Consider the following 18,146-nt stretch of genomic DNA (forward strand, 5'->3'; position numbering starts at 1 on the left):
TTAATACGATTTATATATGTATAATAATCATGTTGTTGATTTGCTATTGAAAGCTAAAAATAAAGGTATTCATGTTTTTTATAAAGATGAAAAACTAAAATTCAAACTGGACAAAGGAAGAGAGGTAGACGCTGAGATACTAGAATTAGTAAAAGAACAAAAAGAAGAAATATTAGTGTTCTTGAGTCAAAAAGCTCAGATGATTCAAGGTCAGAATACTATAACGAGAATTCAAAAAGAGGAGCGCCCAGAAAAAGTTCCTTTATCTTTTAATCAAGAGCGGTTATGGTTTTTAGATCGTTTACAAGGAAGTGTGAATTATCATATTCCTATGATTTTAACATTGCCTAGAGATATTGAATTAGAGTTTCTAAACACATGTTTTTTAGAAATATTAGAACGTCATGAATCACTTCGTACCATATTTAAAGAAGAGATAGGAAAAGTTTATCAAGAACAAGTATCTGTATCCGAATGGTCTTTAAATTATAGAAATGAAACCAGTTTAGGTACCTCATTAAAATCGTTTATTGATCAAGAGATTCATAAACCTTTTGATCTTTCAAGAGATCTTATGCTTCGTGCGAGTTTGGTGAAACGAGTTGATGGGCATATATTAATTATAGTACTGCATCATATTGCTTCTGATGGTTGGTCGATGCCGATATTGGTAGACGAGCTTACCACTTTATATCAGTCGAAGCAAGAAGGTATTCCATCAAATTTAGCGACCTTAGATATACAATACGCTGATTATGCAGTATGGCAACATCGCCAACTACAAGGTGAATTTTTTGCAAAAAAATTAGGCTATTGGCAAGAACGACTCTCAGGGCTATCTCCTCTTGATTTACCTACTGATTATCCTCGACCTTCTCGTCCTAGTGGCGAAGGGGCTATGGCATATTATGAAATTAAGGAGGAACTAAAAGAAGGCTTGGTTGGTTTGTCTCGTAAAGAAGGGGTTACAATGTACATGCTATTACTTAGTGTGTTCAAACTATTGTTACATAAATATAGTAGACAAGATGATATTAGTGTGGGTAGCCCAGTAGCCAACCGGCAAAGTGCTAACTTATCTAATTTGATTGGCTATTTCGTAAACACCTTGGTTTTACGTAGTGATTTCGCTAAAATAAATACTTTTAAAGAATTATTAGATCAAGTAAAGGCAACAACCTTATCGGCCTTTGCTCATCAAGATGTTCCTTTTGAGAAGGTGGTTGATGTGATTTCGAAGGAAAGAGATATTAGTAGAACTCCTTTGTTTCAGGTTATGTTTGTGTTACAAAACAACACTGATATATCTGAGACATCACTTGGGGATACCATCGTAGAAGAACAAGATTATGAGCATAAAACGGCTAAATTTGATGTAACTTTTGAATTAGCAGAAACAGAAAAAGGGTTGTTTGTTTCCGTAGAATATAGTACAGATTTATTTGAAAAATCTACTATAGATCGATTGTTTACGCATTATGAAAGCTTGTTATCTTCGATAGTCTCAAACCCTTTTCAGAATTTGGCGGAAATTTCTATGTTGACATCCAAGGAAAAACAGTTGTTACATAAATTTAATGATACTGTAGTTGATTATCCACAAGAAGAAACCATAATTTCTTTATTTACAAAGCAAGTACAAAAGAATCCAAACGCAATTGCCCTTGCTTTTGAGGGACAGGAATTGAGTTATAAAGAACTAGATAACAGATCGAATCAATTAGCTCATTATTTAAAAGAACAATTTTCTATTCAGAACAATGATTTAATTGGAGTAAAACTAGAAAGAAGTGAGGCGATGATAGTCTCAATAATAGCTGTACTAAAATCCGGAGGTGCTTATGTACCTATTGATCCTTCTTATCCAGAAGAGCGAATTATTTATATTGAGAAAGATAGTAAATGCAACGTATGCATAGACTCGAAGTTGTATCAAGAATTCTTATTAGAGCGCGATACCTATAGTACAAAGACTGTTTTATGCAATATGCAACCGGATGATTTGGCGTATATCATCTATACTTCAGGAACTACAGGGAAACCCAAAGGAGTAATGATAGAACACAGAAATGTAGTACAATTGTTATCTAAGGAAAATTCTCTTTTTGATTTTAATGATAAAGATGTTTGGACTCTCTTTCATTCCTTCTGTTTTGATTTTTCAGTTTGGGAAATATTTGGAGCTTTACTATATGGCGCAAAGTTAATAGTTGTACCAAAGATGATTGTAAAAGATCCAATAGGTTTTTTAAATCTTCTGGTCGAAGAAAAAGTGACTATATTAAACCAAACTCCAACTGCATTTAAAAACCTGATTGGAGTAGAGGAACAGTTATACAACGAGAATTTATGCTTGCGTTATGTGATTTTTGGTGGAGAAGTTTTACATCCTAGACAGTTGGAAAATTGGCATAGGCGCTATCCTAAAGTTAAATTAATTAATATGTATGGGATAACAGAGACTACCGTTCACGTTACGTATAATGAAATTGATTTTTTAGATGCAGGAAAAGGCTTGTCCAATATTGGTCGCCCGTTGCCAACGTTGACAGTTGATATTTTAAATGAACAATTAGAGGTCGTTCCAATAGGAGTAATCGGTGAAATTTGTGTAGGAGGAGCAGGATTGGCCAGAGGTTATTTAAACCGACCAGATTTAACTGACGAAAAATTTATCAAACATCCTTCAATGGAAAGCAAGAGATTATATAGATCTGGTGATTTAGGGAGGCGTTTGCCGGATGGTGATATTGAATATTTTGGTAGAAAAGACACCCAAATAAAACTGAGAGGACACCGAATAGAGTTAGAAGAAATAGCTTATCAACTGCAGCAATTAGAGGAAATCAATCAAGCTATAGTAGTACTTAAAGAAGATATAAAAAGTAATAAGCGATTGATTGCTTATTATTTAGCAGATAAAGAATTAGAGTGGGATGTAATGCAAGAGTACTTGAAATCGAAGTTACCTTTATTCATGATGCCACAGGTATATATTAAATTGGAGGCTATCCCATTTACGGCTAATGGTAAGATTGATTACCAAGCGTTACCTATTCCTGAGTTATTTTCTGTATCCTCCAAAAAATACCTCCCTCCTAAAACCAAATTAGAAAAAATACTTGTTGAAATGTGGGAAGGGTTGTTAGGTTTAGAAAGAGTCGGGATTATGGATAACTTTTTTGATATTGGAGGTGATTCTATTTTAAGTATTCAGATGATGGCTAAAATGAAGCAAATAGGATATCAAATTAGGCTCACAGATATTTTTGCTTATCAAACGATTGCTGATCTATCCAGTAATATTGAAAAAATGAGAACCAAATTAATTTATGGTGAGCAAGGGCTATTAACCGGAATTTCTCCTTTATCTCCTATTCAAAGAAGGTTTTTTTCTTTCGATTATAAGGAAGGGTATCATTTTAATCAATCATTATTATTTAATATGCCTAAGGAGTTGAAATATGATATGTTTATACCTATAATTGAAAAAGTTATAAGTTATAATGATTCTCTGCGACTTAGATTTAAAAAAGAAGAAGAAGGCTGGATTCAGTATTATGCAGATTCAGGTAATTATTTGGAGAAAATAGATTTATCTCATCTACCCGAAGATGAATTTTCAATAGAACTCACTAAAACATGTAATTATTATCAGAAACAAGTAGGAACTAATTCTGATAATTTGATAAAATTTGTTTACATATCTTCACCTAAATCTATCTCTCAAAATAGAATTTTTGTCGTAGCAAATCACTTGATTTTTGATGGTGTATCTTGGCGTATTCTTTTAGATCAGGTAAACTTGTTAACCCAAGGTATGATTAAAGGAGAAATGCCAGACTTAGGATTAAAAGGTACTTCTTACAGAGAATGGGTTAATGAATTAATCAATTTCTCTAATACAGAAGAAATAAAAAAAGAACAGTCTTATTGGGAAGCAATAATGACGCAATATCAACCTTTACCAACAGATATTGTTAGTACATCTCCTTCCTTGAGAAAAGACATTGCCATTTGTTCTGTAAGCTTAAACAAAAGTGAGACAAATCGTTTACTTCTGGCTAATGAATTTTATGAAGCCAATATCAATAGTCTTTTAATAGCTGCACTTGTAAAGACAATTAAAAACTGGTCGCAACTTAATCAGGTTACTATAGGTATGGAAGGACACGGAAGAGGTGATTTTTCTAATACTATTGATATTACTGAAACGATAGGTTGGTTTACTACTTTGTATCCTTTTTTAGTTAAAATGAAAGAAAATGAGAGTGTTACAGAGTTGGTGAAATCTATCAAAGAACAACAAGACCAAATTCCAAACGAAGGCATAGGATATTGTATTCACGAATACATTCTAAATAGTACCAATAATTCATTGGGTAAACAAGAAGATTGTTGGGATGTAGTATTTAATTACTTAGGTCAATTTGATAATACACAAGATAAGGATAGTAAATTTGGATTTGCAGGTGAGAATAAAGGCGATGATATTTCTGAAAATTTTCCAATTGATTGCAAGTTTGAAATAAATAGCTACATAAGCGATGGTCAGTATACAGTTGAATGGAATTATTCTACTAAAGAATATAAAGAAGGAACTATTCTTTCTTTGATAGAAAATTTTAAATCACTTCTAATAGATATCACTTCAGTGGTTTCTGATGAAGCATTGTCAAAGCAAAAAAGTCAATTAGATGAAAACGTATTGACTCCTTTAAATGAACAAGGCGATTTTCCAGAAATATTTTGTGTCTCTGGTTTAGGAGGGTCTCCTTTATCTTTATATGAATTGGGCAAATTATTAGATAAAGAATACTTTTTGAATGGATTTGTCACGATGGGACTGGATGGAAACGCGACTCCATTAGATAGTGTTAAAGATTTGGCTAAGAAGTATATTAAGGAGTTGGAATTAAGAACAGAAAACATTGAGTCTTGTGTGATTTTGGGCTATTCATTTGGTGGTTTTGTGGCTTACGAAATGGTGCAGCAACTCCTCCAAAAGAATAAAAAAATAGCGCATCTAATTATTTTGGATATAGAAGCACCACATAAAAAAGCTTTTAATTTTTTCCAAAGAAATGCTCCTCTTCCAGAGAAAATTGTTAATAGTATTCAAGCATTATTAGGTGTTAATAATTTTGATGTATCCATTGAAAAAGAAGAATTGGAGAATATGACGGAAGAACAACAATTTTATGCAGTCTATAAGAAAGTAGAAGAAGCTGGACTAAGTTTCTCAGAACAAGAAGTTATTGGTTTTATTAAAGTATATATTGCCAATGTAACGGCTGCTATGGAATATGAGATACAAATAGAGGATAAGGTTTCGGTTCCTATTTCTTTAATAAAATCAGATAAAGAAGCTTCTGAAATAACTGAAAAACAGAAGGCTATTTTTGATACTTTCGATTTCGGATGGTCTGATTTAGCAGCTGAAAAGATAGATGTATTTACTGTTGGAGGTAATCATCAAACAATGTTGAAAACTCCACATGTTAACGATATAGCTGACATAATTAGAAATCAGTTAAAAAACAGTATAAATAAAGTATACTAAATCAATCACGTTTCATTGAAAACACAGAACTTGTTGGTCAACACAATCGCAATCAAGATGAAAAAATTGAATTTGAAAATTTCTTTATTTAACCCAAGTCTATAAAGCTAAAAATTAGGAACATAATTAAATGAAGAAAATCATACCCTTTTTAATACTACTATCAAGTTTTATAGTAACCGCTCAAACCGAAATAACAGGTAGTATTTTAGAAAAAGAATCTCAAAAACCTTTAGAATTTGCTGAAGTAATTTTGCTGTCAAATGATTCTTCAATTATCACAGGTGTTGTTACTGATGCTAATGGAGTGTTTAAGTTAAACACTAAACAAGGAAACTATACATTGCAAGTTACTTACATCGGTCAAACCCTTTACAGTAAAAAAGTAGCTGCAGCCAAAAAGGCTATTAATTTGGGAGTTTTAGAAATTGAAAATGCTCAAGAATTAGATGAGGTGGTTATTGCGGCAAAAAAGAAGTTGATTGAACGAAAAATAGACCGTTTAGTGTTTAATGTGGAAAATTCATCAAAAGCTTCAGAAGGAGATGCTTTTGAGGTTTTACGGGTAACCCCTGGAGTGCGTGTGCAAAATGATAGAATTACAATGATAGGGAAAAGTAATCTTCAAGTCATGATTAATGATAAGGCAGTACAATTATCTGCTGAAGATTTAGCCAGTTTTTTAAAGTCAATAGCATCAGAAAATATTAAGAATATAGAAGTCATTACAACACCACCAGCAAAATATGAAGCTTCAGGAAATAGTGGTTTGGTAAATATAATCTTGAAAGAAGCTAAAAAAGATTCATGGAATGCACAATTGAAATCGTCGTATAGACAACGTCTTTACCCTACAGGTTCCGTTGGAGGAAGTTTTAATTTTAATAAAGATAAATTTAGTATAGCAACCTCACTTAATTATAGTGATGGAACATATTTTGAAGAACTAGAAGATTATGCGTATTTTTCTGATGGACTTTGGTATACGTTTTCTCCTATTAATGTTGATATGAAAAGATTAAATGGGCGAATAGATATTAATTATCAAATAACCCCCAAATGGTCTATGGGCGGACAATATTTATATAATAAAACAAATTTTTATGTAACAGATGCGCCTTTCACGCCAGTTTTTGATTACGATACAAATGAAATTATAAGATCACTTCAGTCTGATGGTACAATGGATTTTAGACCTGAAATCCATTCTATAAACTATAACAATGAAGTAGCTATAGATACTTTAGGTCGAAAAATATCATTGAATTTGGACTATTTCACCTATAACAATCCTGATACTAAAACATATAATGGAGTTTCAACCATACAAAATCCATTTTCTGAACAATTTTATAGAGGAACAAACACGAATAAGCAAGATGTAACTAACGTATCGGTAAAAATAGATATTGAATATCCATTGAGTTGGATAGATTTAGATTTCGGAGGTAAAATATCGAACTCTAAATCATTGAATAACATTTTATTCTTTAATAGTGGTTTGGTAGATAATCCAGTTACAGATGTACCATTGTCTCAGAATGATTTTGAATATAAAGAAGATATTCAAGCAGTATATATTTCAGCTAATAAAAAGTTCAATGATAAATGGAGTTCACAGCTAGGACTACGAATGGAAGCTACACAAACTGATTCTAGATCTAATAACCTGAATTTGGAAACAACTAATGATTATACAAAGTTGTTTCCAACGTTTTATCTATCATACAATGCCACAGAGAACTCGAATTTTTCATGTAATTACAGCAAGCGTATTCAAAGACCAAATTTTTTTCAATTAAATCCGAATACTTATTTTTCTAATCCATTTCAACTAGTTGAAGGAAATGCGTTTTTACAGCCATCTTTTATTGATAATTTAGAATTAACAAATACCTATAAAAAATTTATCACAAAAGTATACTATAGTTACGAGGATAATTTATTTTCACAAGTACCACTGCCAGATGCCACAACGAATATCATTCGTTTTACAAGTAAAAACTTTATAGATACCCAACGTTTAGGGATATCTGAAAATTACACTTTTGATAAAATTAAATGGTGGAGTAGTAATAATAGTTTGAATATAAACTATTCTAAATCCAAATTTAATTTAGAGGAAAATCAGGAAGATCAAGAAGGGTTCAACGCAACTATTTCAACCTATAATGATTTTAATTTAAATGAAGACAAAACATTACTTATGGGAGTTAACTATTGGTATAGTTTTCCTGGTGTGGATGGTATTTTTGATACCAAATCTGCGAGCTCTTTATCTTTATCCTTGCAATATTTAGTATTAAATAAAAATTTGAATATTACCTTGAGAGGAAATGACCTCTTTAAAACTTCATTGGAAAGAACTAGTGCTACAGTTAATGGCGTGTTTCAAACATCAAGATATTACTTTGATAGTAGATCCTTTCAAGTATCTATAAGTTATAAATTTGGTAATAGAAATATTAGTGCTAAAAGGCATCGAACAGGAAATTCAGATGAAAAAGGACGTACTGGTAACTAGAAATATCCATTAGAGATTTAACACACTACCTTTTAAAATTATAAATACTGCCCTTAACATACAGGTATATTAAGTGGGTAGAAAAGACTTCTTTGACATAATGAACGATTTATTAAAAAAGTTGTATAATAAAAATATAACTATTAGTTTGGTTGATAATCAATTAGATATCAAGGCGCCTAAGGGAGCTATGACTACAGCGTTGTTATCTGAGATTAAAGAGCATAAAGAAGCTCTAGTATCTTTCATGTCAGAATATAAGCTTGAACATGCTGCTAATATTGTAATACCAAAAGCATCTGATAAATCAAGTTATGTACTATCATCATCACAATATAGATTATGGTTATTACATCAAATAGAGGGTACTAATCATGCATATAATATGCCAAGCCTTTTTTCATTAACAGGGTCTGTAAATATTCAAGATTTAGAAAAAGCCTTTTTAAAACTTATAGAGCGGCACGAGATATTAAGAACTAATATAATTTTAGAGAAAGAAATAGGAGTTCCAAAACAAATTATATCGGTTAACACTAACAATTTTAAATTAGAATCTATTGATGTATCAAAAGACAAGAATGTATCCAAGAAACTTCAAACGATACTAAAAAAAGAGGTTAACTATAATTTTGATTTAGCATCTGATGCTTTAATACGAGTTTCTTTAATAAAAAAGTCAAATGATAATTACATCTTAACCTCAGTAATGCATCATATTATTAGTGATGGATGGTCTTCTTCGATAATGATTTCGGATTTATTTTCGATATACCAATCAATAACGAAAGGTGAAGAAATCGAGCTTGATCCTTTGACAATTCAATATAAGGATTTTGCAGAATGGCAGCAATCTACTTTAGATAGAGATTCTATAAATAAAGATAAAGAGTATTGGCTAGATCAATTTAAAGAAGAAGTTCCAGTATTAGATATACCAACGTATAAACTAAGACCGTCTATAAAAACATACAAAGGAAAAACGATTGAACAGCGTTTTGAGACAAACACCATCCAAGGTTTAAAGCAGGTATGTCAAGACCAAGGCGCAACTTTATTTATGGGCTTATTATCTGCGATTAAGCTATTATTGTATAAATACACCAATCAAACCGATATTGTTATAGGAAGTCCTTTTGCGGGAAGAGAACGTACGGAACTTCAAAATCAACTTGGTATTTATGTAAACACAGTGGGTTTAAGAAGTTCATTTAAAAAGAAAGATACTTTTAAGACACTTTTGAATCAAATTAAAAGTACAACTTTAAAAGCATACAAGCATCAGAATTACCCATTTGATGAATTAGTCAAAAATTTAGATGTAAAGAATGATCGAAGCCGTAATCCGTTATTTGATATTGTTCTTACAGTAGATACTCAAGAAGAACATTCTGATAAATTTAATCTAATTAGAGATTTAGTTATTGAAGAAATCCCTCTTGCTGATACAACAAGTAAATTTGATTTAGAATTTGCTTTTAGAGAAGGAAAAAACGGGAGTCATTTATTTCTAACGTATAATACGGATGTTTATACTGAAGATTTTGTAACTCGAATTACAGATCATCTAGAAGTGATATTTAAAAGGGTTATCGAGAACCCAGAATTGACTATTGATTCAGTACCTTATTTAACAGTTAAAGAAAAGACGACATTAGTTGAAGGGTTTAACAATAGCAAAATAGATTATAAATGTGGAGAAAAGACTTATATAGATGTCTTTGAAGAACAGGTAAAAAGGACTCCAGAAAACATTGCTATTGTATTTGGAGAAAAGAGCGTAACATATAGAGAATTAGATGTATTATCGAATGAGTTAGCTCATTATTTAATCGATAATTATAATGTTATTTTAGAAGATTTTATTGGAGTTAAATTAGAAAGAAGTGATTGGCTGATAGTTTCTTTTTTAGCGATTCTAAAAACAGGAGGCGCCTACTTACCAATAGATGTAGAATACCCAAAAGAACGCATTACTTTTATTGAATCAGACAGCCAATGTAAAATAATTATAGATGATTCAATCATTTCAGAATTTGAGAAGAATAAGAATCAACGTACAACATTACCCTCTGTAAAAATAGCGAGTACTAATTTAGCGTATGTTATTTATACTTCAGGAACTACAGGAACACCTAAAGGAATATTGATTGAGCATAAAAATTTACTCAATTTATGTTGTTGGCATAATAATGAATATGAAGTTAATGAGTCTAGCGGAGGAACATTGTATTCAGGAATAGCTTTTGATGCGTCTATATGGGAGATTGGCCCTTGTTTGTTAGCTGGAGCAACGTTATACCCAATTCCAGATCAAACCACTCGTTTAGACCTTAATAAGCTGAAATTATTTTTTAAAGAACATAGTATTACTCACTCATATTTACCAACAAGCATAACCCAAGAATTGGTAAATAGCAATTTTGAATCAGATGATATTATAATTTTAACTGGCGGTGATACTTTAAAAATAAATAAAGAGCCAAAGTTTAGGTTATATAATAATTATGGGCCAACTGAAAATACAGTTGTAACAACGTCATTTAATCTTCAACAAGGGTTTGATGTATCAGTTCCAATTGGCAAACCTATATCAAACACGAGTTGTTATATTTTAGACAACAATTTAGAGCCATTACCAATAGGTATATCAGGCAAGTTATATGTATCAGGAGCAGGTGTAGCCAGGGGGTATCTAAACAAACCAGAGCTAACAGTAAAACGATTCATTACGAATCCTTTTCTAGCAGGAGTTCGTATGTATGATACCGGAGATATTGCTAAATGGTTACCTGACGGAAATATTGAGTTTTTGGGTAGAAAGGATAGCCAAGTAAAAATACGAGGTCATCGTATAGAGTTAGAAGAAATAGAAAAGGCCATAGTTCGGTTTTCGAACGAGATCCAAGAAGTTGTATTGGATGTAAAGGCAAATGAAACGGAAAAAGAATTAGTTGCATATTATATTACAAAATCAGGTATAGAAAAATCTGAATTAAGGGCTTTTCTTCAAGAGTGCTTACCATTTTATATGGTTCCAAGCTATTATATGGAATTAGAAACAATACCATTAACGGCTCATGGGAAGATAGATAAAAAATCACTTCCAGAAGTTACTTCAGAGTCTCTTACTCAAAATGAGTATGTAGCCCCTCGTAATGAAATAGAAAAACAATTAGTAGAGATATGGCAAAATGTATTAGGAATAGAGAGAATAGGAGTTACAGATAATTTCTTTGAACTTGGAGGTCATAGTTTAGTGTTAATGAAACTCATAGCGAAGTATCAAGAGAATTTTAAAGTGTCGATTAGTTTGTCGAGTTTGTATGAAAATACACGATTAGAAGGTCATGCAGAGCTCTTAGCGCAAGAAAAACAACAAACACTTGACATTCCACAATTGGAAGCACAGTCACATTACGATGTCTCTGCTGCGCAATTGAGATATTGGTTAATTGATAAGGTAAAAGGAAAATCGAAAGAATTCAATATTATAAATACGTTTGAGCTTCCTGAAAATATAGATCGAAAACTACTAGAAAAAGCACTATCAAAGCTAATAGCACGACATGAAACTTTGCGTACAACTTTTGTAGATATTGACGGTATTCCGAAACAAAAAATACAAAAAGAGAATGAATATACACTAAAATATGCTTCGACAAAAGCAGTAGCAATATCGTATGCTTTTGATCATGTTTTTGAGTTAAATACTTACCCATTATTCAGAATTGCTGTGACGAATGAACAATTGTATTTTAACATTCATCACAGTATTTGCGATGGTTGGTCAGTACATCTGTTATATCGTGATTTAATGACTTTCTATCAGGCAGAAAAAACACAGGAAGAATTGAAACTTCCAGCTTTGCCAATTCAATATAAAGAATATGCTGCTTGGCAAAAAGAAAAGGAAAGTTCGGGAGAATTTCAATATCAAAAAGCATATTGGGAAAAACAATTGCAACAACCATTAGCGTATTTGCAATTACCAACAGATTATTCAAAAACGGTTAAAACAACAGCTTCCAGTTATACGGTGGCTATTCAACCTGAATTACAAGAAAAAATTATACAGTTGTCTCAAAAAGAAGGGGTGAGCTTATTTGCTACGTTTATGGCAGTGTTTAAAATATTAATATATAAGCTCACGTACGAAAAAGACAGTATTGTAGGGGTTCCCGTAGCGAACAGAGATCACTATCAACTCAATGATTTAGCAGGATGTTTTTTAAATACATTGATGTTGCGTGATACTATTGAAGAAGAACTACCATTTAAAACTTGGGTAAAGAGAGTACATCAAACACTGACAAAAGGTTTGACATATCAAAATTATTCGTTTGAGAATCTATTGGATAGCTTACAAATACAACCAACAGATAAGTTTCCGATGAGTCCAGTGTTTTTAAATATGGTAGATTTTGATGTTGCAAAAGAAGAACTGAGATCGTTTGACGCGTATTCTGAATCTTTATCGGTTCCTCCAAAATTTGACATGGAATGTTATATCAAAAGTTATACGAACGGATTTACCATTGATTGTGTGTATGATAGTCAACTGTTTTCACAGGAAACCATAATGCTTTGGATGCATACATACGTAGACATTTTAAGTCAAGTAACAGGTGAAATCACAAAGTCGATTGCTGCAATTTCTGCATTCGAAACCTTAAATGCATTTAAGCAAGAATTACCTCAAAATGATTTTGCAACTTTTGAAGCGGAAGAAATAAATCAATCTATTGTAGCACGCTTTGAAAAACAAGTTAAGGCATACGCAAATAAAACTGCTGTGGTTGCAAACGATAAAAAATTTACCTACCAAACCATTAATAATGATGCGAATCAATTAGCGCAACAAATAGGCAGTCAAGTACAAAAAACAAAAAGAGTTGCCTTGTTATTACCACATAATAAAGCAGCAGTAATTGGAATGTTAGGGGTATTAAAATCAGGTCATTCCTATGTGCCGATCGATTTAGAAAATCCAATACAGCGAATTCATTTCATGTTGGAAGATTCAGAATGTAATATGTTAGTGTATGAAGAAACGACTGAAGAAAAAGCATTATCGCTTCTAAAAGAGCAACCGAAATTAGCGTTAATTAAATTATCAGAAACCAATCAATCACTCACAATACCAAATCCTGAAATTAAGACGAAACCAACAGATGAAGCCTATGTGTTATATACGTCGGGTTCTACTGGAAATCCAAAAGGAGTCGTTCAAATACAAAAAAACGTATTGCATTACATTCGTGTATATACGAATAATATAAGTATCTCAAATACAGATAATTTAAGTGTGCTTTCTACCTATAGTTTTGATGCATCTGTAAAAGATATTTATGGCGCTATTTTAAATGGAGCAACAGTAAAATTCTATTATATACCAGAAAAAGGTTTGATTGATTTGTCAGATTGGTTGCGTCGTGAGCAGATTTCTATCTTACATATGGTACCAACAATTTATCGTTATTTTATATCAGGTTTACGGGAAGGTGAAGTCGTAGAAACGGTCAGGTTGTTAGATTTAGGAGGAGAAGCATCATATAAATCGGATTTTGAATTGTTCAAGAAACACTTTCCGAAAACTGCCTTTTTCGTGAATGATTATGGTCCTACAGAAGCTACGATTGTGTCACAGTATTTTTTGAATCATGCTACTGAAGTTAATAAAAATGACTTGCATTTAGGTGCGAATGTACTTGAAACTGAAATTTCTATTGTCGATGAACAAGGAAATGAAGTAAAAACATACCAAGAAGGTGAAATTATGTTTACGAGTGAATATATTTCGCTTGGTTATTTACATCTAGAAGAAAAAACAAAAGAAGTATTTACGCAAAAAACCATAAACTCTGATAAGAGAAGTTATTGTTCAGGAGATCTAGGAAAACGTTTGCCAAATGGTACCATTGAATTTTTGGGAAGGAAAGATTCTCAATTAAAAATAAACGGATTACGTATAGAGCTTTCCGAAATAGAATACCAAGTAGCACAGCTAGAAAATGTAACAAAAGCAGTTGTATTATTGCAAACACTTGATCAAAATAAATATATAACCTGTTATTATACAGGAAAAGAGATAGATGTAAATCTTTTCAAAACAGCATTGAAAGATCGATTGCCAAACTATATGATTCCTGCAATTTACATGCAGTTATCTACATTTCCAGAAACTCGAACAGGAAAAATTGATCGAAAAGTATTTCCAATGCCACAACAAAAAGACATAAAAACAGACGTGTATAAAGCTCCAGAAAGTGACATTGAAAAAGAATTGACTACCATATGGTCAACTCAACTCGATATAGCTTATGAATCACTTGGAGTTTTGGATAACTTTTTCGAGATAGGAGGAAATAGTTTACAAGCAGTGATGATTATCAATACAATAAATAGAACATACGATATGGCTTTATCTATTGAGAATTTATATGAAACATTAACGATTAAAGCGCTATCAGAAGTGGTCAGTTTTTCTGTATTACAAAAGCAGCAGACTAATGATACTTTAGAAGAAATGGACGAAGTTATTTTATAAAAAGGGAAACAATTGGAAAAAGAGTTATTACATAGATTACTAGCATTAAATATTAACCTTCAAAACGTAAATGGAGCTCTTAAAGTGAATGCGCCCAAAGGTGTGTTGACAAAATCGTTAATTGCAGAGATCAACGAACATAAACCATACCTATTAAAGCTTTTAGGAAGCAATATCAAAATCCCGAAAGCTATAGAAGCAAAAGATTATGCACTAAGTCCAACACAATATTCATTATGGTTTATTCATGAACACTTGGGTGGAGATACAGCATATAACTTAACAGCGACATTAAAAATAGAAGGAAATTTTCATACGGAAGTTTTGCAAAATGCTTTTGCAAAAATTATAGCAAAACACGAATCTTTACGTACACAATTTGTTAAAAAACAAGAGGGAAATGTACAACAGCAAATCATTCCTATAGCTGCTGTCAATTTTACTTTAGCAGTTGAAGATTATATCGATAAGCCTACAGTAGCATTGCATGAACGGTTAGATGAAAAGCAGCAAACACCTTTTGACCTTGAAAAGGATTTATTAGTAAAAGCAAGTGTATTCAAAACGGAGAAAGATGTACATGTTTTACTATTTGTAATGCATCATATCATTAGTGATGGTTGGTCGTTGCAAGTTTTCATTAAAGAAATAATTACGGAATACCGTAGCCTTGTTTTGGGTGAAGTTACTATAGATGAACCGATATTACTACAATATAAAGATTATAGCGAATGGCTGAATGCACAATTAGAAAGTGAAGCATATGAGGAGAAGCTAAACTTTTGGAAAACACAATTTGAAACATTCTCTACGCCACTAATACTCAATAGTACAGAACGACCTGCAGTGCGAACGTATAACGGAACATTAGCGCATCACGATTTTTCTTCTGAATTTACAGAGCAACTTCATTCGTTTGCTAAAAAACATCAAATGACACTGTTTATGGTGTTATTAGGCGGGTTAAATGGTGTGTTTTCTAAATATGCGAATCAATTTGATATTACATTAGGAACTACAGTTGCTGGAAGAGAGCATCCAGATTTAGAAGATCAAATAGGCTTATATTCAAATGCACTTGCAATTCGAACACAGTTTGAAAAATCGCAAACATTTTTGGAATTCTTAACAGTGCAAAAGCAAACATTATTACAAACCTACGAAAACAAAGAATATCCGTTTACGAAGTTATTGAATCATCTTAGTATTCCAAATGATGCGAGTAGGTCTCCTTTATTTGACATCATGGTATTATTACAGAATCATCAAACTTTACATTTAGATGATCAAAATGAAATCGATCATTTAAGAATGTCAGAATATGATGAGGTAGCAAAGAAAGGGAGTCAATTGGACATGAGTTTTGTGTTTGTTGAACGAAAAGAAAATCTTACACTTAGTGTAGAATTTAATACAGATATATATGATACTGAGTTTATTTCACGTCTCTTAACATATTTTGAAAAATTTCTATCTGAAGGGATACAAAAGCCTGAAACTTCACTAGAAGATATTACATTGATTGATGCTACTGAAGTAGAAATGATTTGTAACGAATTCAATCACGAAAACAAACCACTAAAGCATACAAAAACGGTCGTTGAGTATATTGCCGAAAAAGCCGTAAGCAACCCAAGTAAGAAAGCATTTATTGCTAAAAATGAGATTAAAACATATCAAGAGCTTGATCAAATAAGCAATCAAATCGCAAACTATTTAGAAGAAACGCAACAACTTAAAAAAGGTGATTTTATTGGAATTGAACTCGATGGAACTCCGTGGACAATTATGACTATTTTCGGAGTTATGAAATTGGGAGCCACTTATATTCCGATTGATCCAAATTATCCAGTAGCAAGAAAAGAGTACATTAAAACTACTAGCAAATGTAAAAAAGTGATTGATGAATCAATGTTGAGCATTATAAAAGAAACGTTTCAAGATTACAGTAATCAATATGTTTCTAAAACTGCGCAAGAAGATATAGCATATGTGATATTTACATCTGGTTCTACCGGAAAACCGAAAGGGATTCCAATTACACATGCGTCATTAGTAGAGTATGCAACAACGTTTTCAACGTATTTCAACATCACATCAATAGATAGTATAGTACAACAAGCCAGTATTTCGTTTGACACCTCTATTGAAGAAATATATCCGATACTTATCAGTGGCGGAACATTAATTTTCCATGAAGAAAAAACAGATTTCAAAGCCTTATATAACCTTTGTGAAAAGCATCAAGTGACTTTACTTAGTACCAACCCATATGCATTACAATACCTTAATCAAAACTATCAAGATTTTAACCTGAATCTACGAGCGTTGATTAGTGGAGGCGATACGTTACGTATGGATTATATTGATTCAATCTGTCAACATATTTTAATATACAATACGTACGGACCTACAGAAAGTACGGTTTGTGCCACGTATTATAAAGTAACAGGAAACGAAAATATAATTCCGATAGGAAAACCAATAGAAAATAGACAGGTTTATGTATTGGCTACAGATGGAACGCATTTAATGCCTATAGATGTTCCAGGTGAATTGTGTATTTCTGGTTTAGGATTGACACAAGGATATTTAGGAAACGAAAGACTAACCAAAGAAAAATTCATTCCGCATCCATTTAAAAAAGGAGTGACTTTATACAGAACTGGCGATTTAGCGAAATGGCTTCCTGATGGAAACCTTGTTTTTACAGGAAGAAAAGATACACAAGTAAAATTACGAGGATATCGTATAGAGTTAGAGGAAATTGAACAAGTAGCACAACAGATAGAACATATTAGTAAAGCTGTTGTAAGTCTAAAAAAGGTGAATGATCAATCAGTTATTGTACTGTATTGGGTAGAAACGGAAAATGGCCCAAGAAAAGAAGAAATTAGAGATGTTTTAGCGGAAAAACTACCACCATATATGATTCCTTCCTATTATGTAAGATTGAAAAGTATACCGTTAAATAGACATGGTAAACTCGATAGAAAAGGATTACCTGAGTTTAATTTGGATGAAGGGTTGATCGTAAAAGAATATATAGCCCCAAGAAATTCTATAGAAGAGAAACTAGCAGAAATCTGGCAACGAATTTTAGGAATAGAAAAAGTCGGTGTCAAGCACGATTTCTTTGAATTAGGAGGGCATAGTTTACTTGCGATTGCAATTGTGAATGAAGTTAATAAAGAATTTGAAACGGTTTCCTTACAAATTAAAAATCTATTTATGAACAATACTGTAGAAAGTATGGCACAATTGATAGTTGTTATTAGTGGTGAAGGAGAAGATTTGGAGGGTAATTTTGATGAATTTGTAATATAACATAAAAACCTTTAAAAACCTGTGAAGTATTTAGTTAGTGAGTTTTGCCGACTTGGAATTTGTATGGAGGCAAAAGAGGGTAAACCAATCCAAAATGGATATATAGAACGATTTATACACTTCTTTGAAGAAGGTATACTATATGCAGCATGAGAATGTAAACTAAGCTATGTTTCGAATAA

At 32.1% G+C, this 18,146-nt stretch carries 4 protein-coding genes; all 4 read left to right on the plus strand.

Annotation, left to right across the window (positions count from 1 at the left end):
• The first annotated feature begins 16 nt into the window (after positions 1-16).
• The 4 genes from AC2TDS_RS14895 (at position 17) to AC2TDS_RS14910 (ending at position 17,964) form a co-directional block, all read left to right on the plus strand.
• Complete coding sequence (locus AC2TDS_RS14895; RefSeq protein ID WP_484736369.1) at positions 17-5,563, plus strand: non-ribosomal peptide synthetase; 5,547 nt, start codon at positions 17-19, stop codon at positions 5,561-5,563.
• Positions 5,564-5,693: 130 nt separating this feature from the next.
• On the plus strand, positions 5,694-8,087 hold the full coding sequence (locus AC2TDS_RS14900) for a TonB-dependent receptor domain-containing protein (RefSeq protein WP_484736370.1): 2,394 nt from the start codon (positions 5,694-5,696) through the stop codon (positions 8,085-8,087).
• A 100-nt stretch (positions 8,088-8,187) separates the two neighbouring features.
• Positions 8,188-14,637, plus strand: a complete 6,450-nt coding sequence (locus AC2TDS_RS14905; protein ID WP_484736371.1) for a non-ribosomal peptide synthetase — start codon at positions 8,188-8,190, stop codon at positions 14,635-14,637.
• 12 nt (positions 14,638-14,649) lie between these two features.
• Positions 14,650-17,964, plus strand: coding sequence for a non-ribosomal peptide synthetase (locus AC2TDS_RS14910; protein WP_484736372.1), 3,315 nt, complete (start codon positions 14,650-14,652; stop codon positions 17,962-17,964).
• Positions 17,965-18,146 lie beyond the last annotated feature (182 nt).

The sequence above is a fragment of the Tenacibaculum profundicola genome, from assembly GCF_057220795.1.

Coding starts and splice junctions, on each gene's coding strand:
- AC2TDS_RS14895 (WP_484736369.1), top strand. CDS start 17: ATGTATAATAATCATGTTGTTGATTTGCTATTGAAAGCTAAAAATAAA.
- AC2TDS_RS14900 (WP_484736370.1), top strand. CDS start 5,694: ATGAAGAAAATCATACCCTTTTTAATACTACTATCAAGTTTTATAGTA.
- AC2TDS_RS14905 (WP_484736371.1), top strand. CDS start 8,188: ATGAACGATTTATTAAAAAAGTTGTATAATAAAAATATAACTATTAGT.